This window comes from Halomonas fontilapidosi (genome assembly GCF_014192285.1).
In the GTDB taxonomy this organism is placed as follows: Bacteria; Pseudomonadota; Gammaproteobacteria; order Pseudomonadales; family Halomonadaceae; genus Halomonas; species Halomonas fontilapidosi.
Map to the genome: position 1 here is coordinate 105,731 of NZ_JACHXQ010000007.1, position 23,971 is coordinate 129,701.

General features: G+C 66.8%; 21 protein-coding genes. 16 read left to right on the forward strand and 5 right to left on the reverse strand.

The features are described from left to right. Nucleotides 1-186: 186 nt before the first annotated feature. Nucleotides 187-1,029, reverse strand: coding sequence for a sulfurtransferase (locus tag FHR95_RS11405; RefSeq protein WP_183314469.1), 843 nt, complete (start codon nucleotides 1,027-1,029; stop codon nucleotides 187-189). 71 nt (nucleotides 1,030-1,100) lie between these two features. Next, on the reverse strand, nucleotides 1,101-2,147 hold the full coding sequence (rsgA, locus tag FHR95_RS11410) for a small ribosomal subunit biogenesis GTPase RsgA (RefSeq protein WP_183314470.1): 1,047 nt from the start codon (nucleotides 2,145-2,147) through the stop codon (nucleotides 1,101-1,103). A gap of 85 nt (nucleotides 2,148-2,232) precedes the next feature. Between rsgA and orn the strand changes: the two genes are divergently transcribed. Then, nucleotides 2,233-2,841 carry an oligoribonuclease gene (orn, locus tag FHR95_RS11415; RefSeq protein WP_183314471.1) on the forward strand — a complete coding sequence of 203 codons (609 nt, stop codon included), beginning with the start codon at nucleotides 2,233-2,235 and terminating at the stop codon, nucleotides 2,839-2,841. 17 nt (nucleotides 2,842-2,858) lie between these two features. Here orn and queG read toward each other — a convergent pair whose 3' ends face one another. Then, nucleotides 2,859-3,971 carry a tRNA epoxyqueuosine(34) reductase QueG gene (gene queG / locus FHR95_RS11420; protein ID WP_183314472.1) on the reverse strand — a complete coding sequence of 371 codons (1,113 nt, stop codon included), beginning with the start codon at nucleotides 3,969-3,971 and terminating at the stop codon, nucleotides 2,859-2,861. Between the two features lie 98 nt (nucleotides 3,972-4,069). Between queG and FHR95_RS11425 the strand changes: the two genes are divergently transcribed. From FHR95_RS11425 to FHR95_RS11475, 11 genes are all read left to right on the forward strand, one after another. Beyond that, nucleotides 4,070-5,605 carry an NAD(P)H-hydrate dehydratase gene (locus FHR95_RS11425; RefSeq protein WP_183314473.1) on the forward strand — a complete coding sequence of 512 codons (1,536 nt, stop codon included), beginning with the start codon at nucleotides 4,070-4,072 and terminating at the stop codon, nucleotides 5,603-5,605. Next, nucleotides 5,586-6,101, forward strand: coding sequence for a tRNA (adenosine(37)-N6)-threonylcarbamoyltransferase complex ATPase subunit type 1 TsaE (tsaE, locus tag FHR95_RS11430; protein WP_183314474.1), 516 nt, complete (start codon nucleotides 5,586-5,588; stop codon nucleotides 6,099-6,101). Before FHR95_RS11425 ends, tsaE begins: the two co-directional genes overlap by 20 nt. After that, nucleotides 6,098-7,549: an N-acetylmuramoyl-L-alanine amidase gene (locus tag FHR95_RS11435; protein WP_183314475.1), complete on the forward strand. Its 1,452-nt coding sequence runs from the start codon at nucleotides 6,098-6,100 to the stop codon at nucleotides 7,547-7,549. The genes tsaE and FHR95_RS11435 overlap by 4 nt, the downstream gene beginning before the upstream one ends. Before the next feature lie 123 nt (nucleotides 7,550-7,672). Then, entirely contained in the window at nucleotides 7,673-9,637 is a 1,965-nt protein-coding gene (mutL, locus tag FHR95_RS11440; protein ID WP_183314476.1) for a DNA mismatch repair endonuclease MutL, read from the forward strand. Nucleotides 9,638-9,641: 4 nt separating this feature from the next. Beyond that, complete coding sequence (miaA, locus tag FHR95_RS11445) at nucleotides 9,642-10,580, forward strand: tRNA (adenosine(37)-N6)-dimethylallyltransferase MiaA (protein WP_183314477.1); 939 nt, start codon at nucleotides 9,642-9,644, stop codon at nucleotides 10,578-10,580. A gap of 123 nt (nucleotides 10,581-10,703) precedes the next feature. Then, the gene (gene hfq / locus FHR95_RS11450; protein WP_040187880.1) at nucleotides 10,704-10,955 is read left to right on the forward strand and encodes an RNA chaperone Hfq; all 252 of its coding nucleotides are present in this window, start codon (nucleotides 10,704-10,706) and stop codon (nucleotides 10,953-10,955) included. Nucleotides 10,956-10,963: 8 nt separating this feature from the next. Then, nucleotides 10,964-12,280 (forward strand): ribosome rescue GTPase HflX, encoded by a 1,317-nt coding sequence (gene hflX / locus FHR95_RS11455; protein WP_040187879.1) that lies wholly within the window; start codon nucleotides 10,964-10,966, stop codon nucleotides 12,278-12,280. Nucleotides 12,281-12,404: 124 nt separating this feature from the next. Continuing rightward, complete coding sequence (gene hflK, locus FHR95_RS11460; protein WP_040187878.1) at nucleotides 12,405-13,625, forward strand: FtsH protease activity modulator HflK; 1,221 nt, start codon at nucleotides 12,405-12,407, stop codon at nucleotides 13,623-13,625. Next, nucleotides 13,626-14,507 (forward strand): protease modulator HflC, encoded by an 882-nt coding sequence (gene hflC, locus FHR95_RS11465; RefSeq protein ID WP_183314478.1) that lies wholly within the window; start codon nucleotides 13,626-13,628, stop codon nucleotides 14,505-14,507. It begins immediately after the preceding gene. A gap of 189 nt (nucleotides 14,508-14,696) precedes the next feature. Next, nucleotides 14,697-15,893: an ATP phosphoribosyltransferase regulatory subunit gene (locus FHR95_RS11470; RefSeq protein ID WP_183314479.1), complete on the forward strand. Its 1,197-nt coding sequence runs from the start codon at nucleotides 14,697-14,699 to the stop codon at nucleotides 15,891-15,893. Between the two features lie 72 nt (nucleotides 15,894-15,965). Next, a complete protein-coding gene (locus FHR95_RS11475; RefSeq protein WP_040187875.1) occupies nucleotides 15,966-17,264 on the forward strand; it encodes an adenylosuccinate synthase in 1,299 nt (432 codons plus the stop codon). A gap of 84 nt (nucleotides 17,265-17,348) precedes the next feature. Here FHR95_RS11475 and cobO read toward each other — a convergent pair whose 3' ends face one another. Together cobO and FHR95_RS11485 are read right to left on the reverse strand one after the other, a co-directional pair. Further along, a complete protein-coding gene (cobO, locus tag FHR95_RS11480) occupies nucleotides 17,349-17,948 on the reverse strand; it encodes a cob(I)yrinic acid a,c-diamide adenosyltransferase (protein ID WP_183314480.1) in 600 nt (199 codons plus the stop codon). An 81-nt stretch (nucleotides 17,949-18,029) separates the two neighbouring features. Then, nucleotides 18,030-19,526, reverse strand: coding sequence for a RimK family protein (locus tag FHR95_RS11485; protein WP_183314481.1), 1,497 nt, complete (start codon nucleotides 19,524-19,526; stop codon nucleotides 18,030-18,032). A gap of 168 nt (nucleotides 19,527-19,694) precedes the next feature. Between FHR95_RS11485 and FHR95_RS11490 the strand changes: the two genes are divergently transcribed. From FHR95_RS11490 to pepN, 4 genes are all read left to right on the forward strand, one after another. Continuing rightward, nucleotides 19,695-20,195 (forward strand): GNAT family N-acetyltransferase, encoded by a 501-nt coding sequence (locus FHR95_RS11490; RefSeq protein ID WP_183314482.1) that lies wholly within the window; start codon nucleotides 19,695-19,697, stop codon nucleotides 20,193-20,195. Nucleotides 20,196-20,249: 54 nt separating this feature from the next. Further along, nucleotides 20,250-20,735 carry a YajQ family cyclic di-GMP-binding protein gene (locus tag FHR95_RS11495; RefSeq protein WP_040187871.1) on the forward strand — a complete coding sequence of 162 codons (486 nt, stop codon included), beginning with the start codon at nucleotides 20,250-20,252 and terminating at the stop codon, nucleotides 20,733-20,735. Between the two features lie 123 nt (nucleotides 20,736-20,858). Next, nucleotides 20,859-21,236, forward strand: a complete 378-nt coding sequence (locus FHR95_RS11500) for a YbaN family protein (RefSeq protein ID WP_040187870.1) — start codon at nucleotides 20,859-20,861, stop codon at nucleotides 21,234-21,236. Between the two features lie 84 nt (nucleotides 21,237-21,320). Further along, nucleotides 21,321-23,957 (forward strand): aminopeptidase N, encoded by a 2,637-nt coding sequence (gene pepN / locus FHR95_RS11505; RefSeq protein ID WP_183314483.1) that lies wholly within the window; start codon nucleotides 21,321-21,323, stop codon nucleotides 23,955-23,957. Nucleotides 23,958-23,971: the final 14 nt, after the last annotated feature.

Consider the following 23,971-nt stretch of genomic DNA (forward strand, 5'->3'; position numbering starts at 1 on the left):
AGCGAGCTATCAGCTCAGTATTTGTAAGCCATAAGCTTGAAGCTGTAAGCAACCCCCTTATTGCATGGCTTGGGGACTACATTCTGGCTAACGGCTAACGGCTAACGGCTAACGGCTAACGGCTAACGGCTAACGGCTAACGGCTAACGGCTAACGGCTAACGGCTAACGGCTAACGGCTTACGGCTTACCTTTCGATGGGCGTGTCGTCGCGGTTGCCCCACTCCTTCCAGGAGCCGGCATAGCCGCGCATCTTTTCGAAGCCTAGCGCCTTGCCCACCAGCCAGGTGAAGCCGCTGCGGTGATGACTCTGGCAGTGGGTCACCACTTCCATGTCCGGGGTCAGGCCCAGGGCCTCGAGTTCGGTCACGAGTTCGGCATAGTCGCGAATCCGTAGGGCGTTCTCGCGGTCCATGGCGTCGGTCCACTCCATGTTCACCGCCCCGGGAATGTGGCCCAGGCGCGCATTGTCGCCCTTCTCGCCATCATATTCGGCGCGGGAGCGGGCATCCCAGATCGCGAAGCCCTTCTCGCCGAGGCGCTCCTTTAGCTCCAGTCGATCGATGGCGACCTCGGGGTGCAGGATCTCCGCCTCGTAGTTGCTGGGCGTGGGCGGGTGTGGCTCGCTGGAAACGGGCTGGCCGGCCTCACGCCAGGCGTGGATGCCGCCGTTAAGGTAGGAGTAGCGAGTGTGGCCGATCAGCTCGAGGGTCCACAGCAGGCGTCCGGCCCAGCCGCCACCTTCATCGTCGTAGGCGACCACATGGGTGTCGCGGGTCAGGCCGAGTGACGAGAACAGTCGGGAGAGCGTCTCTTCCGTGGGCACGTCGTTGGCCACGCTGCCGCCGTCCGCTTCTTCGCCGCGCATCAGCCGGCGATGATCCAGGAAGACGGCACCGGGAACATGCCCCTGGTCGTAGCTCTCGGCCCTGAGCGGCACATCGATGATCAGCAGCGACGGCTCATCGAGGTGGTCGGCGAGCTGGTCGGGCTCGATGACCAGCGGGAGCAGGTTGTTTTCGGAACTCATGGTGCACTCTCCTTAAATTCAGCTCCTTAACGTCGACCCCGGATTCAGGCATCCGGAGCAGGCGCCTGGCATCAGGTCTCCTCGAGACTCTCGAGGATGCGTCGATAGCTGGCAAAGCGGTCGGGGTGGATGTCGCCGCGTTCCACGGCGGCGAGCAGGGCGCAACCTGGCTCATGGCGGTGGCGGCAGTCGCGAAAGCGGCAGTGGCCGAGATGGTCGCGGAATTCGATGAAGCCCTCGGTGACCTGCTGCGCGTCCAGATGGCCCAGGCCGAACTCGCGGATCCCGGGCGAGTCGATCAACTCGCCGCCAGTGACCGTGGATGGCTCCCCCGTGGCGGGGCTTGGCAGATCATAGAGGCGCGCGGTGGTGGTGGTATGGGTGCCCTTGCGCGTGTCCTTCGACAGCGCCCCGATGCGCAGTTCCTCGTCCGGCAGCAGGCGGTCGATCAGCGAGGACTTGCCCACGCCGCTCTGGCCCACGAAGACCGAGGTGCGTCCGGCCAGCCGAGCGTGCAAGGCCGATAGACCGTCTTCGCGCTCGGTGGTGGTAGTGACCACCGGGTAGCCCAGGGCCTCGTAGCGTCCCAGCAGGTCGCGCAACTCGCCACCGTGCGCCGGCAGCAGGTCGATCTTGTTGAGTACCAGTACCGGGGCGATGCCGGTGGCCTCGGCGGCCACCAGGTAGCGGTCGATCAGGTTGGCGTGGGGCGCCGGCTCCACCGCGAAGACGATCAGGATCTGATCGATGTTGGCGGCCACCGGCTTGAGCTGGCCGCGCACGTCGGGACGCTCCAGCACGCTGTCACGCTCGCCGCGGGCCACCACCACGCCGTCGTTGGCGTCGTGGGCGGCGCGCCAGATGACCCGGTCGCCGGTCACCAGACCCTCGAGGTTGGCGCGCAGGTGACAGCGCACGGCGGCGCCGCCCTGCTCGGGCCGTACGTCCAGGGTGCGTCCGAAGTGGGCGACTACCCGGCCGCTCTGCTCTGGCCCGTACTCGCCTGCGGCCAGCTTCTCGCCGTCCTGAGAGTCGCGCCGGTCGGCACGCTTGGCGCGCTCGGCCTGGACCTTCTCGATGCGCCAGCGCTGCTGGCGGCTCAACTTGCGTTTGCTCATGGGGGCCTAAGGCTCGCTACAATGGGGGCATTGTACTCACCCAAGGTGTTCGCTGTCGTCAGCGAGCGCCAGGCAAGGAACCTTTATGGCAGAGCACTCCTCCTCCGCGACCTCCGATAGCCAGGACACCCGCCGCCAGCGTCTGGTGTGGATCGACCTGGAGATGACCGGGCTGGACCCGAACCGCGAGCGGATCATCGAGGTGGCGACCCTGGTCACCGACAGCGAGCTCAACATCATCGCCGAGGGGCCGGTCATCGCGGTGCATCAGTCCGATACCCTTCTCGGCGCGATGGATGACTGGAACACCCGGACCCACGGTGACTCCGGCCTGGTGAAGCGGGTCAAGCAGAGCACCGTCGACACCGCCGAGGCCGAGCGGCAGACGCTGGCCTTCCTCAAGGCGCATGTCGAGCCCGGTACGTCGCCCATGTGCGGTAACAGCATCCATCAGGATCGCCGCTTCCTGGAGCGGGAGATGCCCGAGCTGCTGGCCTTCTTCCACTACCGGAATCTGGACGTCTCGACCCTGAAAGAGTTGGCCAAGCGCTGGAACCCGGGGGCGCTGGTCGGCTTTCAGAAGCGTAACGTGCACCTCGCCATGGAGGACATCAAGGAGTCCATCGCCGAGCTGGCGCACTATCGCCGCACCTTCCTGCGTCTGACCGACGACGAGACCGACGAGGAAGAATAAAGCTCCCAACTTACGGCTTACGGCTTACGGCTTACGGCTATCAGCTCTTGGCGCTTCTCCCGCTGGCGGGCCAGTGCCCAGCGCACGTGCTCGCGCACCAGGTCGGAGGGGTAGGCCAGGCGCGCCCACAGGGCGGCTTCCACGGCCTCGCTCCAGGGCGCGTTGCCGAGTCCTACGGCAAGATTGCGCAGCCAGCGCGCGTAGCCGATGCGTCGGATCGGGCTGCCGGCGGTCTTCTCCAGGAACTCCTCCTCGCTCCAGGCGAACAACGCGACCAGGCTCGCTCGGTCCAGGTCGTGACGAGGGGCGAAGTCGGCCTCGCGGGAAGCGCGAGTGAAGCGGGTGAATGGACAGACCAGCTGGCAGTCGTCGCAGCCGAACACCCGGTTGCCCATGGCCTCCCGGTAGCGCTCGGGAATGGCCCCGTGAAGCTCGATGGTCAGGTAGGAGATGCAGGCCCGCGCATCGACCACCCGGTCCTCGACGATGGCGCCGGTGGGGCAGGCACTGCGGCAGGCGCTGCAGCTGCCGCAGTGGTCGCTTTCGAAGGGCGCATCCACCGGCAGGGGCAGGTCGGTGTAGAGCTCCCCCAGGAAGAACAGCGAGCCGGCCCGGGGATTGAGCAGCATGGCATTCTTGCCGAACCAGCCGAGCCCCGCCTTGCGGGCCAGGGCGCGTTCCATCACCGGCGCCGAGTCGACGAAGGCGCGATAGCCGAAGGCGCCCACTTCGGCTTCCATCCACTTGGCGAGGGTCGCCAGCCGCTTGCGCATCAGCTTGTGGTAGTCCCGGCCGGTGGCATAGCGCGAGACGTAGGCGGTCTGCGGCTGGCCGAGCACCTTCGTCGTCTCCACCTCGGCGGGCAGGTAGTCCAGGCGCACGCTGATCACCCGCAGCGTGCCGGGAACCAGTTCCGCCGGTCGGGTACGCTTGGTGCCATGCTTGGCCATGAAGCCCATCTCGCCGTGGTAGCCCGCCGCGAGCCAGCGCTCGAGGTAGCGCTCGTGGTCGGCCAGGTCGACATCGCTGATACCCAGCTGCTGAAAGCCGAGCTCGCGGCCCCAGGCCTTGATCTGCTCGGCGAGGGCGTTCATGTCGGGTGTGTCACCCGGCGCGGACACTGCGGTCATTATCGAGAAAACACCATGCAGATCGGCCCCACGACTTGGCGTGGGGCGCAGAGACTTTACACTCGTATGGTAAAGCATCCCGAACGAGGAGGCATCGAATGAGCCGGGAAGCCCCACACGCCGCGACCCCATCGCGGCCGCTGTATCGCGCCGAGCAAGTGCGCGAGCTCGACAAGCGCACCATCGCCGCCGGCATCGAAGGTTTTGCCCTCATGCAGCGTGCCGCCGCGGCCGCCTGGCAGAGCCTCAAGGCCCGCTGGCCCGAGGTGCGCTCGCTCAGCGTGCTGTGCGGTGGCGGCAACAATGGCGGCGACGGCCATGTGCTGGCGGCGCTGGCCGCCGCCGAAGGCGTCGCCGTGCAGCGTATCCTGCTCAAGCCGATCGAGGAGCTCTCCGGCGACGCCAGGCGCGCCGCCGACATGGCCACGGCGGCCGGGGTCGAAGCCGTGGCCTGGCACGCGGAGCTGGCCTTCGACGGCGAACTGCTGGTCGATGCCATGCTGGGCACCGGCCTGGGCGGCGAAGTGCGTGGCGAGGCCCGCGAGGCGATCGAGGCCGTCAATGCCAGCGGCCTGCCCGTGATGGCCATCGATATCCCCTCCGGGCTGCATGCCGATACGGGCGCCATTCTCGGCACGGCGGTCCGGGCGTGTCGCACCGCGACCTTTATTGGCGACAAGCTGGGGCTGCACACTGGCGCAGCACCGGAGTGGGCGGGAGAGGTGGATTTCCGCGCACTGGGCGTAGAGGCCGAGGATAATGCGGACCTTGAGCCCGCCGCCCATCTGCTCGAGGCCGGCATGATCAGCGCCTGGCTGCCGCCACGAGCCCGCAGCGCTCACAAGGGCGATTTTGGCCATGCGCTGGTGCTGGGTGGCGCCCCGGGCTTCGGCGGGGCGGCGCTGCTCGCCGCCGAGGCCTGCGCACGTCTGGGCGTCGGCAAGATAAGCCTGGCCACGGCGCCTGAGCATGTGACCGCCAGCCTGGTGCGGCGTCCCGAGGTGATGGTTCACGGCGTGCGTGGCGCCGGTGATCTCGGCGAGCTGCCCCAGCAAGCCGATGTAGTGGTGGTGGGGCCCGGGCTCGGCCAGGGCAGCTGGGGCCAGGGCATGTTGCAATCTGCGCTGGCCGGCGACGGGCCGCTGGTGGTGGATGCCGATGCCCTCAACCTGCTGGCGACTCGCTTCAGTGGCCAGTATCGCGATGACTGGATTCTGACGCCGCATCCCGGTGAGGCGGCGCGTCTGCTGGACCTCTCCGCCAGCGACGTCCAGGCCGACCGACCCGCCGCAGCGCTGGCCCTGCAGCGGCGCTATGGTGGGGTGGTGGTGCTCAAGGGCGCCGGCAGCCTGGTGGCTGGCCCCGAGGGGCTCGCCGTCTGCCCCTTCGGCAATCCGGGCATGGCCAGCGGCGGCATGGGCGATACGCTCTCCGGTATCCTTGGGGCCCTGGTGGCCCAGGGCCTGCCGCTCGAGACGGCGGCCCGGCTCGGTGTGCTGGTGCATGCCCTGGCGGCCGATATGGCGGCACGACAGGCAGGGGAGCGTGGTCTGCTGGCCGGCGATCTGGCATCCTGTGCGCAAATTCTGGTCAACCCGACGACGGGCCAAGACGATGTTGCTGCGACTCGATGACGAAGAATGCCAGGTTGCCCTCGGCGAATGCCTGGGCCGTGCCCTGGGGGGGCAGGGTCGCGTGCATCTCAGCGGCGAGCTGGGAGCCGGCAAGACCACCCTGGCACGCGGCATCCTGCGCGCCTGTGGCCATCGGGGCGCGGTGAAGAGCCCTACCTATACCCTTGTGGAGCCCTATGAGCTGGACGGAGTGCTGGTGCATCATTTCGACCTCTATCGCCTGGGCGATCCCGAGGAACTGGAGTTCATCGGCGGCCGTGACCTGCTCGCCGAGGAGGCGCTCTGTCTGATCGAGTGGCCGGAGCGGGGCGAGGGCTGGCTGCCGCCCCCCGACCTGGACGTGGTCCTGCGGCTGGCCCAAAGCGGGCGCGAGGCGTCGCTCGAGGCGCGCAGCGACCATGGCCGGGCGGTGCTCGAGCGGCTGGCGGCGGTGCCGGCGCTGGCCGATTGGGTGGTGGACGAACAAGCAGTTGACGCATCGCGAGGAAATGCATGAGACCAGGAGCACGCCTGCTGGCGGGGCTGGGAGTGGCGCTATTGGGGTTGGCGAGCGGCCTGGCCAGTGCCGCCAGCGTCGACAACCTGCGCCTCTGGGCGGCACCCGACCACGCCCGTCTGGTCTTCGACCTTTCCTCTCCCGCACAGGCCAATGTGTTCAGCCTCGACAATCCGCGCCGCCTGGTCATTGACCTGCAAGACAGCCAGCTCAATGCCAGCGCCGACCGCCTGGACCTCGAGGGCAGCGCCATCAGTACCCTGCGAACCGGGGTGCGCAACGGTAATGGCCTGCGGGTGGTGCTGGAGCTCGAGCGGGAGGTCGAGCCCCGCCACTTCACCCTGGCCCCCAACGACCAGTACGGTCACCGGCTGGTGGTGGATCTGGAATATCCCGGCGAGAGCGCCGTCGAGGACCCTATCGACCCTATCGAGGCGATGATACGCGAACAGGAGATCGCCGCCGACCGCGCCCGTAGCGAAGCCGTGGCGCAGGGCCGCAACCCGGCCGATGTCGCCGCCGCCCCGGTGCTGGAGAAGGCCAAGCCGCATCCCAGGCGCGACATCATCATTGCCATCGATGCCGGCCATGGCGGCGAGGACCCCGGGGCGATCGGTCCCTCGGGCACCCGTGAGAAGGATGTCGTGTTGGAGATGGCGCGGCGCATGGCGCGGCTGGTCAACGCGGCAGAGGGGTTCCGGGCGGTGATGATCCGCGATGGCGACTACTACGTCGGGCTGCGCCAGCGGACCCGCATCGCCCGCGAGCAGAAGGCCGACTTCTTCGTGTCGATTCATGCCGATGCCTTCAATAGCCCGCGGCCCAACGGCAGCTCGGTGTATGCGCTGTCTCAGCGGGGTGCCACCTCCGAGACCGCCCAGTGGCTGGCTGCCAGCGAGAACCAGGCCGACCTGATCGGCGGCGTCGATGGCAGCCTGTCGCTGGACGATAAGGACGAGGTGCTGCGCGGGGTGCTGCTCGACCTGACCATGACGGCGACCCTCAATGACTCCCTGACCATCGGCGGGCAGGTGCTCGACCAGCTCGGACGAGTCAACCGGCTGCACAAGTCGCGGGTCGAGCAGGCCGGCTTCATGGTGCTCAAGTCGCCGGACATTCCCTCGCTGCTGGTCGAGACCGGTTTCATCTCCAATCCCGACGAGGAGCGCCGGCTGCGCGATGGGGCCTATCAGCAGCGGATGGTCGAAGCCGTGTTCGGCGGGATCCGCAGCCACTTCCAGCGCAACCCGCCGCCGGCCAGCCTGCTGGCCTGGCGGCGCGACCGCAATCGCAGCCCCGAAGGCAACGAGTATCGTATTCAGCCCGGCGACACCCTCTCCGAGATCGCGGCCCGTCACGGTGTCCCGGTGGCCCAGCTCAAGCAGGCCAACGAGATCAACGGCGACGTGATCCGGGTCGGCCAGGTGCTGCGCATCCCCCGCTCATGACCCCTTCGGGGAGCTGTAATCTTTAAGCTGTAAGAAAAACCTTGTTGCGAGTTTGGGTGGCAACAGACTCACTTACGGCTTACGGCTTACGGCTTACGGCTTACGGCTTAATTTTGGAGTCCCATGTCAGTGAAGCGACACATCCAGATCCTCGATCCCCGCCTGGCCAACCAGATCGCCGCCGGCGAAGTGGTCGAGCGGCCGGCCTCGGTGGTCAAGGAGCTGGTGGAGAACGCCATCGATGCCGACAGCCGGCGCATCGAAGTTGAGCTGGAAAACGGCGGCGCCCGCACGATCCGGGTCAGGGACGACGGCAGCGGGATCGGCGAGGAGGACCTGCCGCTGGCGCTGTCGCGCCATGCCACCAGCAAGATCATCTCCCTGGAGGAGCTCGAGGGCGTGGCCAGCCTGGGATTTCGCGGCGAGGCGCTGGCCTCGATCAGCTCGGTGGCGCGCCTCGAGCTGACGTCCAATACCGACCAGGACCCGCGCAGCGGCTGGCGCGTGGTGGCCGAGGGGCGGCGCATGGAGCCCCGCGTGACTCCGGCGCCGCATCCTCGCGGCACCTCGGTGACGGTGCGGGATCTCTTCTTCAACACCCCGGCACGCCGCAAGTTCCTGCGCACCGAGAAGACCGAGTTCGGCCACGTCGAGGAGGCCTTCCGACGCCAGGCGCTGTCGCGCTTCGATATCGGCTGGGTACTGCGCCACAACCACAAGACGCTCCACCAGCTGCCGCCCGGCGATGAGCCGGTGGCTCGTGAGCGACGTCTTCAGTCGCTGCTCGGCAAGGCGTTCCTGGAGAATGCCCTGCACCTGGATCTGGAGGTAGGCGGTCTGCGGCTATGGGGCTGGGTAGGGCTGCCGACCCACTCCCGGGCCCAGGCCGACCAGCAGTACTTCTTCGTCAACGGTCGCGTGGTGCGCGACCGGCTGGTGGCGCATGCCATTCGCCAGGCCTACCGCGACGTGCTCTTCCATGGCCGCCACCCGGTCTTTGTGCTTTACCTGGAGGTCGATCCTCGGGTAGTGGACGTTAACGTCCATCCCACCAAGCACGAAGTGCGCTTCCGCGACGGGCGCATGGTCCACGATTTCCTGTTCTCGAGCCTGCATCGCGCGCTGGGTGATGCTCGGCCCGGCGAAGGGAGCGAGCGCGAGAGTCAAGCCGAGGCGTCCGAGGCCGCCCAAGGGGTTCAAGAGGCGGCGCCGGTCTGGCAACAGCAGCCGATGTCGTTGCCCGGCCGTCAAGATGCGGGTGGCGGGGCCGATGATGGCGGTCGCGATCGCGTGACGCCCGACCGGGTGCGCGCCTTTATGGAAGGCTACCGGGCGCTGCATCCCGAGCACGAGGAGAGCCTGCTCACCCCGCAGCCGGCCGCCCCGCCCCCGGGTGGCAGCGCTGCGGGCGTGGCCCTCGAGGAGCGTCGCGCCACGCAGGCGGCTCGGGCTCCGCGCCCGGCAATGGCCGAGGAGGACGCCACCCGTGCGCCGCCGCTGGGTTATGCCGTGGCTCAGCTGCATGGGGTCTACATCCTCGCGCAGACCGAGCGCGGCCTGGTGGTAGTGGACATGCACGCCGCCCATGAGCGCATCGTCTACGAGCGGATGAAGACCCAGGTCCACGGTGACACCGGAGCCGAAAGGGGGCTACAGGCCCAGCCGCTGCTGGTGCCGGTGTCGCTGGCCGCGAGTCCCGCCGAGGTCGCCACCGCCGAGGCCGAACATGACGCCTTCGCGCGCCTCGGCGTGGAGCTCGACGTGGCCGGCCCTGAGACCCTGCTGGTGCGCCAGGTGCCGGTACTGCTGGCCGATGCTGATGTCGAGCCGCTGGTGCGTGACATGCTCGCCGACCTGGAGCGCTACGGCCGCTCGGATCGGCTCGAGGCGCGCATCAACGAGCTGCTGGCGACCATGGCCTGTCACGGCAGCGTGCGGGCCAATCGCCAGCTGGGGCTCGAGGAGATGAATGCTCTGCTGCGCGACATGGAACGCACTGAGCGCAGTGGCCAGTGCAACCATGGCCGTCCCACCTGGACCGAAATGAGCATGAAGGAGTTGGACCGCCTCTTCCTGAGGGGACAGTAGCCCCATGATCGATTCGCGACCCCCCGCCATCCTGCTGATGGGGCCTACCGCCGCCGGCAAGACCGACCTGGCCATCGAGCTCCACGAACGGTTGGGCTGCGAGCTGGTCAGCGTCGATTCGGCGATGGTCTACCGCGGCATGGACATCGGCAGCGCCAAGCCCTCGCCCGAGGAGCTGGGCCGGGCGCCGCACCGGCTGATCGACATCCGTGACCCGGTCGATCCCTACTCTGCCGCCGACTTTCGCGAGGATGCCCTGCGCGAGATGCGGCGGATCAGCGCGGCCGGCCGGGTGCCGCTGCTGGTGGGGGGCACGATGCTGTACTTCAAGCACCTGCTCGAGGGGGTGGCCAACCTGCCCGCGTCGGACCCCATCGTGCGCGCTGAGCTGGAGCGCACGATGGCAGAGCAGGGGCTGGCGGCGCTGCACGAGGCGCTGGCCCGGGTCGATCCGGCCTCGGCAGCGCGCATCCATCCCAACGACCCCCAACGCCTGGTGCGGGCGCTGGAAGTCTATCGGCTGACCGGGCGGCCGCTCAGTGAGCTGTGGGGCGAGCAGCGCCGCGAAACCTTTTCCTGGCGCACGCTGTCGATAGGCCTCGCACCGGCGGATCGCGGGGTGCTGCATGCGCGGATTGCTCAGCGCTTTACGGCGATGCTCGATGCCGGGTTCATCGACGAGGTGGCAGCCCTCAAGGCGCGTGACGATCTCGCCGCGTCCCTGCCCGCCATGAAGAGTGTGGGCTATCGTCAGGTCTGGGCCTACCTTGAGGGGGCGTTCGAGCGTGGCGAACTCGAACAGCGCGGTATCATCGCCACGCGCCAGCTGGCCAAGCGCCAGCTGACTTGGATGCGCCGCTGGCCGGGACTGCAGTGGGTCGACAGTCTGGGCGCTGCTCCCCTCGGGGAGGTGCTGAAACTGGTGCGTGAATTCGGCACTTAGCGTAAGATGGGCCTTTCGGTGGCCGGGTGAAAAGGCCCCTCCGGGTATCCAGCGTTGCCCCCTGGCGGGCGCGACCAAGACCGACATAACATCAACCCCAAGAGACACTTCAGGGAGAGCAACATGTCCAAAGGGCAGTCCCTTCAAGACCCGTACCTGAACATCCTGCGCAAGGAGCGCATTCCGGTATCGATTTTCCTGGTCAACGGCATCAAGCTGCAGGGCCAGATCGAATCCTTCGACCAGTTTGTCATCCTGCTGCGCAACACCGTCAGCCAGATGGTCTACAAGCACGCCATCTCCACCGTGGTGCCGTCGCGCAATGTGCGTCTTCCGGCCCCGGATGCGGCGGCGCAGCCGGAACATGACGCGTGAGGTATTGATTGTTTTTTGAACGACCCGACGCCGGCGAAACGGCGGTCCTCGTCCATGTCGACTTCCAGGACGAGCAGGAGCGCGAGGATGCGGGAGAGTTCCTCGAACTCGTGCGCTCGGCTGGCGCTGAGCCGGCGACGCTGATCACCGGCAGTCGCAAGCGCCCCGATTCTCGCACCTTCGTGGGCTCGGGCAAGCTCGAGGAGCTGCGCGAGGCGAAGGCGGTGCACCAGGCCGAGCTGGTGATCTTCAATCATGGCTTGAGCCCCTCTCAGGAGCGTAACCTGGAGCGCGAGCTCAAGTGCCGTGTGATCGACCGCACCGGCCTGATCCTCGACATCTTCGCCCAGCGTGCCCGAACCCATGAGGGCAAGCTGCAAGTCGAGCTCGCCCAGCTCGAGTACATGTCGACCCGACTGGTGCGCGGCTGGACCCACCTGGAGCGCCAGAAGGGCGGCATCGGGTTGCGCGGACCGGGCGAGACCCAGCTCGAGACCGACCGCCGCCTGCTGCGGGCACGCATCAAGGCGATTCACAAGCGGCTCGACAAGGTGCGCAGCCAGCGCAGCCAGAACCGTCGAGCCCGCTCCCGGGCAGAGATTCCCAGCGTCTCGCTGGTGGGCTATACCAACGCCGGCAAGTCCACGCTCTTCAACGCCCTGACGTCCGCCAAGGTCTATGCGGCCGACCAGCTGTTCGCTACCCTCGACCCCACGCTGCGTCGCCTCGAGATCGAGGACGTGGGGCCGGTGGTAGTGGCCGATACCGTGGGCTTCATCCGTCACCTGCCCCACAAGCTCGTCGAGGCCTTTCGCGCCACGCTGCAGGAGGCCGCCGAGGCGTCGTTGCTGGTGCACGTGATCGATGCCGCCGACCCTGACCGCGAGCTCAACGTCGCTCAGGTCGAGGCGGTGCTCGACGAGATCGGCGCTCTCGAGGTGCCCAGCCTCAAGGTCATGAACAAGATCGACCTGCTCGACAGCGCACCGCGCATCGAACGCGACGGTGAGGGTCGGCCCGAGGTTGTCTGGCTGTCGGCCCGCGACGGCAAGGGCCTCGACCTGCTGGAGCAGGCGCTATCGGAGCGCTTGGCCGATGACATCATCGACTTCGAGCTCAGTCTGGCGCCGGAGCAGGGTAAGCTGCGTGCTGCCCTGCATGAGCTGGGCGCCGTGCGCGAAGAACGTTTCGATGACGAGGGACATACGCTGCTGGAAGTGCGCCTGCCACGGCGCGACTTCCTGCAACTGATGGCGCGACTGGGCGAGCACGCCGACGACTATCTGCCCGCGACGCTACAGGCGCCGCCGGTGTGGGAGGCGTGAGGCCAGTAGCCACAACACGATGACAGGGGCGCCGGGCCACGCCGGGCGATACCCGCAGGTTCGCAACCGATGTCCGTCGCCGGCACGTCCGGTAGAGGGATGCAACGCATAGTGGAGACGACGTATGGCCTGGAATGAGCCTGGTGGTGGCAACCAGCACGACCCCTGGAGTGGGGGCGGCCGCGGTGGCAGTGGCGGCGGAGGCAAGGGCGGTGGCAATCAGGGGCCGCCCGACCTCGATGAGGCCCTGAAGAAGTTTCAGGACAAACTCAACAACATGCTGGGCGGTCGCGGCGGCAAACGCGGTGGCTCCGGCGGTGGCAAGGGGGGCGGCAGCAAGCCGCGTAATCCCTTCACGCTGCCGGGCCTGCTGGTGGTGGTCGCCCTGGCCATCTGGGCGGCTTCGGGCTTCTATCTGGTCGATCAGTCTGAGCGCGGGGTGGTGTTGCGCTTCGGCGAATTCCAGGAAGTCGTCACGCCCGGTCTGCAGTGGAATCCGCCGCTGGTCGATGACGTGCGCATGGTCAACGTGACCCGCGTTCGCTCGGTCACCCAGACACAGTCGATGCTGACCCAGGACGAGAACATCGTTTCTGTCGAGATCTCGGCGCAGTTCCAGGTGGCCGATCCGCGCAACTACGTGCTCAACGTTCGCAATCCCGAACTCAGCCTCGAGAACGCCCTCGACAGCGCGCTGCGCCACGTGGTCGGCGGGACCGACATGATCGACATCCTGACCTCCGGGCGCGAGATTCTCGGCAGCTCGGTGGCCAGCCGCCTGCAGTCCTACCTGGATAATTACGGTACCGGTATTCTGCTGCAGACGCTCAACGTCGAGTCCACCGCGCCACCCGATGCGGTTCAGGACGCCTTCGATGACGTCATCCGGGCCCGTGAGGACCGCCAGCGTACCATCAACCAGGGCATCGCCTACGCCAACGCCATCATTCCCGAGGCTCAGGGTCAGGCCCAGCGTCTCGTCGAGCAGGGGCAGGGCTATCGCGAATCGGTGGTCGCCGAGGCCGAAGGTCAGGCCAGCCGCTTCAACGCGCTACTCGGGCAGTATGAACAGTCTCCGTCGATCATGCGCGAGCGCCTCTACCTCGATGCTCTCAGCGAGGTGTTCGGCAATACCGCCAAGGTGATGGTCGATGTTTCCGAGAACAGTCCGCTGATGGTCCTGCCGCTGGATCGCCTCAATGGCGCCGGCACGGCCGGTGGTGCTGCCCAGTCGGGTAGCAACGAGGGGCTGGATCCCCGCGTGCTCGAACGCATGCGCTCAAGCCAGTCGAACAGCAGTAACAGCAGTAACAGCAACAGTGGTATCAGCAGGGAGGGCCGCTAAATGATCAATAATCGTTCCCTGCTCATCGTCGGTGGCCTGGCCGCCGTGGCGTGGCTGGCCAGCAATAGCCTCTACGTGGTGGACGAGACCGAGCGCGCCGTCAAGCTGCGCTTTGGCGAGATCGTCCAGGAGAACATCCAGCCCGGTCTGCACGTCAAGGTGCCGATCACGCAGACGGTACGCACCTTCGATACGCGCCTGTTGACGCTGGATACCGACCCCAGCCGCTACCTGACGCTGGAGCAGAAGGCGGTGATCGTCGACTCCTACGTCCAGTGGCAGGTGGTCAACCCGACCCAGTACTATGAGGCCACGGCCGGTGATGAGCTGATGGCCAGCCGACTCATCCAGCCGCGGGTCGACGAAAGCCTGCGTAACGAGTTCGGCCGTCTGAACCTGCAGCAGATCATCGCCGAGCGTCGCGATGACCTGATGACGGGCCCCACCGAAGACCTCGACCAGCTGATGCGGGAGGAACTGGGTGTGGCGGTGCGCGACATCCGCGTCAAGCGCATCGACCTGCCGGACAATGTCTCGTCGGCGGTGTACGAGCGCATGCGCTCCGAACGTGAGCGCCAGGCGCGCGAATGGCGTGCCCAGGGTCAGGAAGAGGCCGAACGCATTCGCGCCAACGCTGAACGCCGTCGCCAGGTGCTTCTGGCCCAGGCCCGCGCTCGCTCGGAGACCCTGCGCGGTGAAGGTGACGCCGAAGCCGCCGCAATCTTCGCCGATGCCTACGGCAAGGACGAGGAGTTCTTCAGCTTCTGGCGCAGCCTCAATGCCTATCGCGAGAGCTTCGAGGCTGATGACAACATGCTGGTGCTGGATCCCTCCAGCGAGTTCTTCCAGTATCTCAAGAGCCCGCAGGGCGCCGACGAGTGACCCACTCGGCGGGCGGTGCGCCGCCCGCCGGTCGGGGTTCAACCCGCCAGTAAACGTGGTAGAATCCTTCAACCGGGCGTGGCCCGGTTTTTTTGTGGCCTCTCCATCCCCGGCGCTCCCGTTCGCCAGCACGCCTCGCGCGACTCGGGCATCGTCGCAGGCCAACCATCGTCTTGCAGGATGAACGACATGACCATCGCTGACCGCTGGCTGCTTCCCGACGGCATGGACGAGGTACTGCCGCCTCAGGCCAGCCGCATGGAGGAGCTGCGCCGTGCGCTGCTCGACCTCTATCACCGCTGGGGCTATGACCAGGTGATGCCACCGCCGGTGGAGTTCCTGGACTCCCTGCTCACCGGCACCGGCACCGACCTCGATCTGCAGACCTTCAAGCTGACCGACCAGATGACCGGCCGCATGATGGGCGTCAGCGCCGACGTCACGCCCCAGGTGGCGCGCATGGATGCCCACTCCCTGCGTCGCCAGGGTCCGGTGCGGCTCTGCTACTGCACCAACGTGCTGCGCGCCAAGGCCGATCAGCATCAGGGCGGGCGCAGTCCGGTTCAGGTTGGCGTGGAGCTGTTTGGCCATGCCGGACTGGAGGCCGACCTCGAGATCCTGCGCCTGGCACTGGCCAGCCTCGAGACCGCCGGGGCGACGGAGATCCACCTGGCGCTGGGCCATATCGGCATCTACCGCAGCCTGGTGCAGGTCGCGGGACTCGACGCCGACCAGGAGCGCGCGCTGTTCGACGCCCTGGCCCTCAAGTCGCCGGGCGAGCTTGCCGCACGCGTGGAGGAGAGCGTGCGCGACCCGGGGCTCGCGGCGATGTTCCGCGCCCTGGGAGACCTGCACGGCGGGCTTGAGGTGCTGGAGGCGGCCCGTGAAGTCTTCGAGGAGGCCCCACAGCCCGTGGGGGCCGCGCTGGACCAGCTTCGCGCCCTGGTCGATGGGGTGCTCGCCGAGTACCCCGGGATCGCGCCCTACTTCGACCTGGCCGAGCTGCGCGGCTACCAGTATCACACCGGCATGATGTTCGCCGCCTATGTGCCGCGCTACGGCCAGGCGCTGGCCAAGGGCGGGCGCTACGACGATACCGGCCGCGCCTTCGGCCGCGCCCGGCCCGCCACCGGCTTCTCCATGGACCTCAAGCTGTTGGCCACCCTGGCCCCTGCGGAGCCCGCAGCGGATGGTATCTGGGCCCCGGCCGACGGCGAGGGGCTGACGGAGGCCCTGCAGGCGCTGCGCCAGCAGGGCGAGCGGGTCGTGCAGGCGCTGCCCGGGCAGCGTACCGGGCCGGCGGAACACCGCTGCGATCGCCAGATGGAACGTATCGACGGTCGCTGGGAGCCGCGCCTCCTGGGGACGCTACACAACCGGGCCTGAAGGCCCGCGGTCAATGACCTCGGCCCTGGGCCTTTTCACGGGCGCGGTGCCGCAACGAGAGACGAGAGACCAATGGGCAAGAACGTAGTCGTACTGGGCACCCAGTGGGGTGATGAAGGCAAGGGCAAGGTGGTTGACCTGCTCACCGAGTCCGCGTCGGCGGTGGTGCGCTTCCAGGGCGGGCACAATGCCGGCCATACCCTGGTCATCGACGGCGAGAAGACCGTCCTGCATCTGATCCCCTCGGGGATCCTGCGCAATGACAAGACCTGCGTGATCGGCAACGGCGTGGTGTTGTCGCCCGAGGCGCTGATGGAGGAGATCCGCGAGCTGGAGAGCAAGGGCGTGCCGGTGCGCGAGCGCCTGCGCCTGTCGCCCGCCTGCCCGCTGATCCTGCCCTATCACGTGCGCCTTGATAAGGCCCGCGAGAAGGCTCGCGGAGAGGCCAAGATCGGCACCACCGGCCGCGGCATCGGCCCGGCCTATGAGGACAAGGTGGCGCGCCGTGGCCTGCGTCTCGGCGACATGCTGCACCGCGAGCGTTTCGCCTCCAAACTCGGCGAGCTGCTTGACTATCACAACTTCGTGCTGACCAAGTATCACCGCGAGGAAGAGCCGGTGGACTTCCAGCAGGTCCTAGACCAGGCGATGGCCATGGCCGAGGAACTGCGCCCCATGGTCTGCGATACTGTCTCCCTGGTGCACGAGTATCGCCGTGCCGGTGAGAACATCCTCTTCGAGGGGGCCCAGGGCTCGCTGCTGGACATCGACCACGGCACCTACCCCTTCGTGACCAGTTCCAACACCACCGCCGGCGGCACCGCGACCGGCTCCGGCGTCGGCCCGCTTTACCTGGACTACGTGCTGGGCATCACCAAGGCCTACACCACTCGGGTCGGCTCCGGCCCCTTCCCGACCGAGCTGTTTGACGATCACGGCCGCCACTTGGCCGAGAAAGGGCACGAGTTCGGCGCGACCACCGGCCGCGCGCGCCGCTGTGGCTGGTTCGATGCCGTGGCCCTGCGTCACGCGGTGCAGATCAACTCGGTCTCCGGCATCTGCCTGACCAAGCTCGACGTGCTCGACGGCCTGGAGAATATCCGCGTCTGCGTGGGCTATCGCGGCAAGGATGGCGAAGTACTCGATACTCCCGTGGACTCCGAGGGCTACGCCGCCATCGAGCCCGTGTACGAGGATCTGCCGGGCTGGAGCGAGTCTACCCTGGGGGCGCGTCGCATCGAGGACCTGCCGGCCAATGCGCGCTCCTACATCAGCTTCCTTGAGGAGCGAGTGGGCACCTCAATCGACATCATCTCGACCGGCCCGGACCGCAACGAGACCATCGTGCTGCGCAATCCCTTCGAGGGCTGACCGACGGCGCGGCGGCTCGCGAAGTCGCAGATACAGGAAGGCCCCACCTCAGGTGGGGCCTTCCTGCGTTCGGGTGGCGGTTGCTCAGAAATCGATGCCGCGGCGGGCCTGGAGGCCGTTGTTGAAGGCGTGGCGCACTTCCTGCATCTCGGTGACGGTATCGGCCATGCCGGTAAGCTCCCGGTGGGCATTGCGCCCGGTAATGATCACCGTCTGCTCGGCGGGACGCTCGGCCAGCGCCTGCTTCACGGTGGCGATGTCCAGATAGCCGAACTTGAGCATGTAGGTGATCTCGTCGAGTACCACCAGATAGACGCCCGGGTCAGCGAGCATCCGCTCGGCCTCGGCCCACACCTCGCGGCAGGCTTGGGTATCCGCTTCGCGGTTCTGGGTGTCCCAGGTGAAGCCGGTGGCCATGATGGCGACTTCGAGGTTGGGATCCTCGACCAGCCGCTCGCGCTCGCCGCACTCCCACAGGCCCTTGATGAACTGCACCACGCCGACCTTGTAGCCGTAGCCCAGGGCGCGGGTCACGGTGCCCCAGGCGGCAGTGGTCTTGCCCTTGCCGTTGCCGGTGAAGACCAGCATCAGCCCGCGCTGCTCGGTGGCCTCGGCGACTTTCTCATCGACGCGAGACTTGAGCTTCTGCATGGCCTGCTGGTGGCGGGTATCGCGATCGCTCATCGGAGCTCCCTTCTTTGTACAAGGCTTGTCGAGGAAAGCGATAGCATACGTCACAATCGCACGGGCGTCAGCCTCCGCGGCTTACGTCCGTTCGCCTACGCGGGCCTCCATGCGCGCCAGGAAGACCCGCATGATGCGCTCGTAGAGGGCACGGCCGAGCACGGCATCCTCGATGCCGGCATCCACGTTGGGGTTGTCGTTGACCTCGATTACCACCACCCGCTCCCCGGCCTGCTTGAGGTCCACGCCGTAGAAGCCGTCGCCGATCAGCCGAGTGGCCTTGAGCGCCGCCTTGATCACGGCCGCGGGGACCTCGTCGGGGGCATGGGTGGTGAAGCCGCCGCTCTTCACCCGGGCGCCGGAATGATCGTAGATCTGCCAGTGGCCGCGGGCCATGTAATAGCGGCTGGCGAAGAGCACCTGGCCGTCGAGTACGCCGATTCGCCAGTCGTACTCGGTCGGCAGCCACTCCTGGAGCAGCAGCAGGGCCGAGGTGGCGAACAGACGCTCGGCCTCGTGTTCGAGCTGCTGTATGGATTCGACCTTGACGATGCCTCGTGAGAAGGCGCCGTCGGGAATCTTGAGGACCAGCGGAAAGCCCAGGTTGGCGATCTGTTCGTCGAGCGGGCGGCGGTCGCCGCGCTTGAGCAGGATGCCTCTCGGCGCCGGCACGCCGCGCGCGCGCAGCAGGGCGTGCAGGTAGACCTTGTTGGTGCAGCGTAGGATGTCGCGGGGCGCATCGATTACCACCAGCCCCTCGTGCTCCGCCCGCCGCGCCATGCGATAGGTGTGGTGGTCGAGGGCCGTGGTCTCACGGAGGAACAGGCCGTCGAATTCGGCGAGCCGACCGGCATCCTTGCGGGTGATCAGCGAGACATCGATGCCGAGCTTGCGTCCGGCGCGGATGAAGGCCTTCAGCGCCCCGCGGTTGCTGGGCGGCAGGGCCTCCTGCGGGTCGATCAGGACCGCCAAGTCGAAGCGGTAGCGGCGCCGCGCCTTGGGGGTGCGCCAGACCTTGCGCGAGTGGCGGTTGAGGGCCGTGGCGAACAGGTCCTGCTCCTCGCGCGCCAGGTCGCGCAGTCGCAGTGGCTTGAGACGCGCCAGGCGCCATACCTGGTGGCGACGCACCAGGCGTGCCTCGAGCAAGGGGCAGGGCAGACGCTCGAAGAGCCGTCGCGCCAGCGGTGCCAGGGCCGGCTCTCGGCACTCGCCGAACAGGACCCGCAGCGTCAGCTGGTCGCCAGGCAACGAGCCTCGGCGGGCCAGGTCACCCAGCAGCGGGACCAGGCCATCCAGCTGCAGGTCGACCAGCGCCTTGCGCCCCAGGGCGTTGAGGGTCTCGACCGCGGGCAGGACTCGCTGTCCCCGCGCTTGCGCCAGTAGCGAGACATAGTAGCCCGTGCCAAGGTAGTCGAGTTCGCCGCACAGGTTGATCACGTGGGTGGTGCGATCCTGCTCCTCGCCGCTGCGGTGTTGTCGGTCCTGGGCGAGGAAGTCGTCGGCGGTGACCAGGTCTTCGGAGGGGTAGTAGGGTCGCCAATCTTCTGGTCGGTCGACGACGATGCGCAGCGGGCACATGGTTGGGGGTCCGATTGGGGCGGCGACGTGCCGCCGGAATGCGGCCAGCATGCGCCTGAGCCCGCGCCCGGACAAGCCGGAATTCGAGTGAAAAGATTTCATCTTCAACGCCGGTGACAGCGATATTGGCCATGATCACAATCGTCTCGAACTTGCTGGAGAGTCGCGATGACCGCCACCCTGCGCCGTGCCCTCGGCCATGATCTGGATGCCCTCTACCGCCTGGAGCAGGTGGCCTTCAGCGGCGATCGCTTCAGTCGCCGCCAGCTATGGCATCTGCTCAACCGCGCGCATGCCCTGACGCTGGTAGTCGAGCAGCGGCCACCCGATGGCGGGCTTCCGAGGCTGCTGGGTTACGCTACCCTGCTGTTCCGTCGCGGCACCCGCCGTGCCCGGCTCTACTCCTTCTGCGTGCACCCCGATGCGCGCGGCAGCGGCCTGGGCCGGCGGCTGCTTGAGGCGTTGGAGGCCGAGGCGTTGACGCGTGATGTCGAGGTGCTGGGCCTCGAGGTACGCGTCGACAACCGCGTGGCGCTGGGACTCTACCGGCGGATGGGGTTTCGCCCCGAGCGCTGGTTGAGCGACTACTACGAGGACGGCTGTGCGGGCTGGCAGATGGCCAAGCCGCTGGGCGTCGTTCAGGAGGCCGCGCGGGCACTTGAGGGCTGATAGAATCATGCCTGAGCGTCTTCCTTTACCCGTCACCTTCTACCAGGATATTCCATGCCCTCGTTCGACATCGTTTCCGAATTCGACAAGCACGAAGCCAGCAACGCCGTGGATCAGGCCAACCGGGAGATTCAGACCCGTTTCGATTTCAAGGGCGTGACCGCGAGCTTCGAGCTCAATGGCGAGACCGTCTCGCTGGAGGCCGAGGTCGACTTCCAGCTCAAGCAGATGCTCGACGTGTTGCGCAACAAGCTCATCGCGCGCGGCATCGATGCCCGCTGCATGGACGTCCAGGAACCGCAGCTCTCCGGGGTTCGGGCCCGCCAGGAGGTGATCCTCAAGCAGGGGCTCGACCAGAAGGAGGCCAAGGACGTCGTCAAGCGCATCAAGGAGAGCAAGCTGAAGGTCCAGGCCCAGATCCAGGGCGAGAAGGTCCGGGTCACCGGCAAGAAGCGTGACGATCTCCAGGCCGTCATGGCCTTGCTGCGCGGGGAGGGCGGTCCGGATCTGCCGCTGCAGTTCGACAATTTCCGCGATTGAGCGTCGCCTTGGATTCCCTGATCCAGGTCAGTCCGATGGCGTCCATAGCCGACTGCGATTGGCATTGCGTGGCAGAATGCTCTTCAATGTGAGTGATAACCGACTATCGGGAGTAAGCCCCTGATGCCCGTCGTTCGTCGTGTCGCCTTCCTTGCCTTGGCCTGGGTCAGCTTCGGGCTGGGCGTAGTGGGTGCCTTCCTGCCGCTGCTGCCGACCACCTGCTTCATGCTGCTGGCGGTCTGGGCGGCTTCCAAGGGCTCGCCGCGTTTCGCCGCCTGGATCCGCGAACATCCGCGCTTTGGTCCTGCGGTGGTGGCCTGGGAGTGTGAACGGGCCATTCCCCGCCATGCCAAGTGGCTCGCCTCCGCCATGCTGATCGTCTCGATGCTGGTGCTGGCGCTTACCGTGAGCCTCTGGTGGCTAAAGCTGTCGCTTATCGCCGGGTTATGCCTGGTCGGCGTCTGGATCCTGTCGCGCCCTGAGCCGGTCGTGGCGCGCTGATCGCGACGACGCATCGCATTGCTTTGAGCTACTGGCGCGGGGCGCCGTACAATGGATGGCAATCACCGACAGGAGCCATCCTTGATGTCCGAACCGCAGCCGATCTATCTGAGTGACTATCGCCCTCCCGCCTACCGTGTCACTCGCACCGAACTGACCTTTGATCTCGACCCGAGCGCGACCCGAGTGAAGGCGCGCCTGCACCTCGAGCGTCATCCGGATCGTGAGGCAGAAAGCCCCCTGGAGCTCGACGGCGAGCAGCTTGCGCTCAAGGCCATCGCCATCGATGGCCAGCCGCTGGCGCCGGGCGAGTACGAGGTCGGTGAGGCCGGCTTGGTCGTGCATCGGGTGCCGGCAGCCTTCCTGCTCGACACCGAGGTCGAGATCGCCCCCGACGCCAACACGGCGCTGTCGGGGCTCTATCGCTCCAGCGGCATGTTCTGCACCCAGTGCGAGGCCGAGGGCTTCCGCCGCATCACCTTCTATCCCGATCGTCCCGACGTCATGGCGACCTTCTCTACCACGCTGATCGGACGCGCGGAGCAGGAGCCGGTATTGCTCTCCAACGGCAATCCGGTGGAGCGCGGCGAGCTTCCCGACGGCCGTCACTTCGTCACCTGGGAAGACCCTCATCCCAAGCCCAGCTACCTCTTCGCGCTGGTGGCCGGGGACCTGAAGAACGTCGAGGATAGCTTCACCACCATGAGTGGGCGCGACGTCACGCTGCAGATCTGGGTCGAGGAAGAGAACCTGGACAAGACCGAACATGCCATGGCCTCGCTCAAGCGCGCCATGCGCTGGGACGAGGAAGCCTACGGGCGCGAGTACGACCTGGATCGCTTCATGATCGTGGCGGTCAACGACTTCAACATGGGGGCCATGGAAAACAAGGGGCTCAACATCTTCAACTCGGCCGCGGTGCTGACCCATCCGCAGACCGCTACCGACGCGGCCTTTCAGCGCGTCGAGGGGATTGTCGCCCACGAGTACTTTCACAACTGGTCCGGCAATCGGGTCACCTGCCGCGACTGGTTCCAACTCTCCCTGAAGGAAGGCTTCACGGTATTTCGTGACCAGTGCTTCACGGCGGATATCAACTCGGCGCCCGTCAAGCGCATCGAGGATGTTTCCTTCTTCCGCACCGCCCAGTTCGCTGAGGACGCCGGCCCCACGGCCCACCCGGTGCGACCCGACCACTACATCGAGATCGGCAACTTCTACACCCTGACGATCTACGAGAAGGGCGCCGAGATCGTGCGCATGCTCTCGAACCTGGTGGGGCAGGAGGCCTTTCGCCGCGGCAGCGATCTCTACTTCGCGCGCTTCGATGGCCAGGCGGTGACCATCGAAGACTTCGTGGACTGCATGGCCGAAGCCTCGGGCCAGGACCTTTCGCAGTTCATGCGCTGGTACGCCCAGGCGGGAACCCCGGAGATCGATGCCCACGGCGAGTACGATTACGCCAACGCCGAGTATCGTCTGATCCTGCGCCAGCGGACGCCGGCGACACCGGGGCAGCCGGATAAGCAGCCCCTGCATATCCCGGTGCGCCTGGGCCTGGTGGGCACCAAGTCCGGTCGTGATCTGCCGCTGACCCTAGAGGGTGAGAGCCTGGGCAGCGATACGGTGATTCACCTGCGCGAGGAAGAGCAGGAGTTTCTCTTCACCGATGTCAGCGAGGCCCCCGTACCGTCGTTGCTGCGCGGCTTCTCGGCGCCGGTCAAGCTGCACTTTCCCTTTAGCCGCGAGGATCTGGCCTTCCTTCAGGCCCATGATTCCGACGGCTTCAATCGCTGGGATGCCGGGCAGCGCCTTGCCCTGTTGGCCCTGGACGACCTGATCGCAGCCCACCGCAACGGCGTCGAGAAGGTGATGGATGCGCGAGTGGTCGAGGCGTTTCGCGCGCTGCTGGCGGCGGATATCGACGACAAGGCGGTGCTGGCCCAGATGCTGACGCTGCCCTCCGAGGCCTATATCGCCGAGCAGCAGCCGCTGGTCGACGTGGATGCCATTCATGCCGCTCGCACCTTCGTCAAGCAGAGCCTGGCCCTGGCGCTGCGTGATGACTTCCTGCGCCTCTACGAGGAGAACCGCCTCGATGCCCCCTATGCGCCGGAACCCGAGCAGATCGCCGCACGCAGCTTGAAGAACGTGGCGCTCTCCTACCTCATGGCCATCGAGGACGAGACAGGCCTGGAGCTTGCCCGCGCGCAGTTCGAGGCCGACGACAACATGACCGATGTGCGCCATGCGCTGACCCTGATGGTGCACGGCTCGCGCGGTGATATTGCCGACCCGGCGCTCAAGGTCTTCGGCGAGAAGTGGGCCCACGACCCGCTGGTGATGGATCAGTGGTTCGCCATCCAGGTGACCCGTCCGCAGCCGGACGTGCTTGACCGCGTCGCCTTCCTGATGGAGCACCCGGCCTTCTCGTTGAAGAACCCCAACAAGGTGCGGGCGCTGATCGGCACCTTCGCCAATCAGAACCCGGTGAATTTCCACCGTATTGACGGGTCAGGCTATCGCCTGCTGGCCGATACCGTGATCGAGCTCAACCGCCTCAATCCGGAGATCGCTGCTCGTCTGGTCACTCCCTTGACGCGCTGGGCGCGCTTCGACGAGACGCGCCAGGAGCTGATGAAGGCTGAGCTCGAGCGTATCCGTGCCGAGGAGGATCTCTCGCCGAACGTGTATGAGGTCGTCGAGAAGGCCCTCGCCTGAGAAAGGGCGATAGC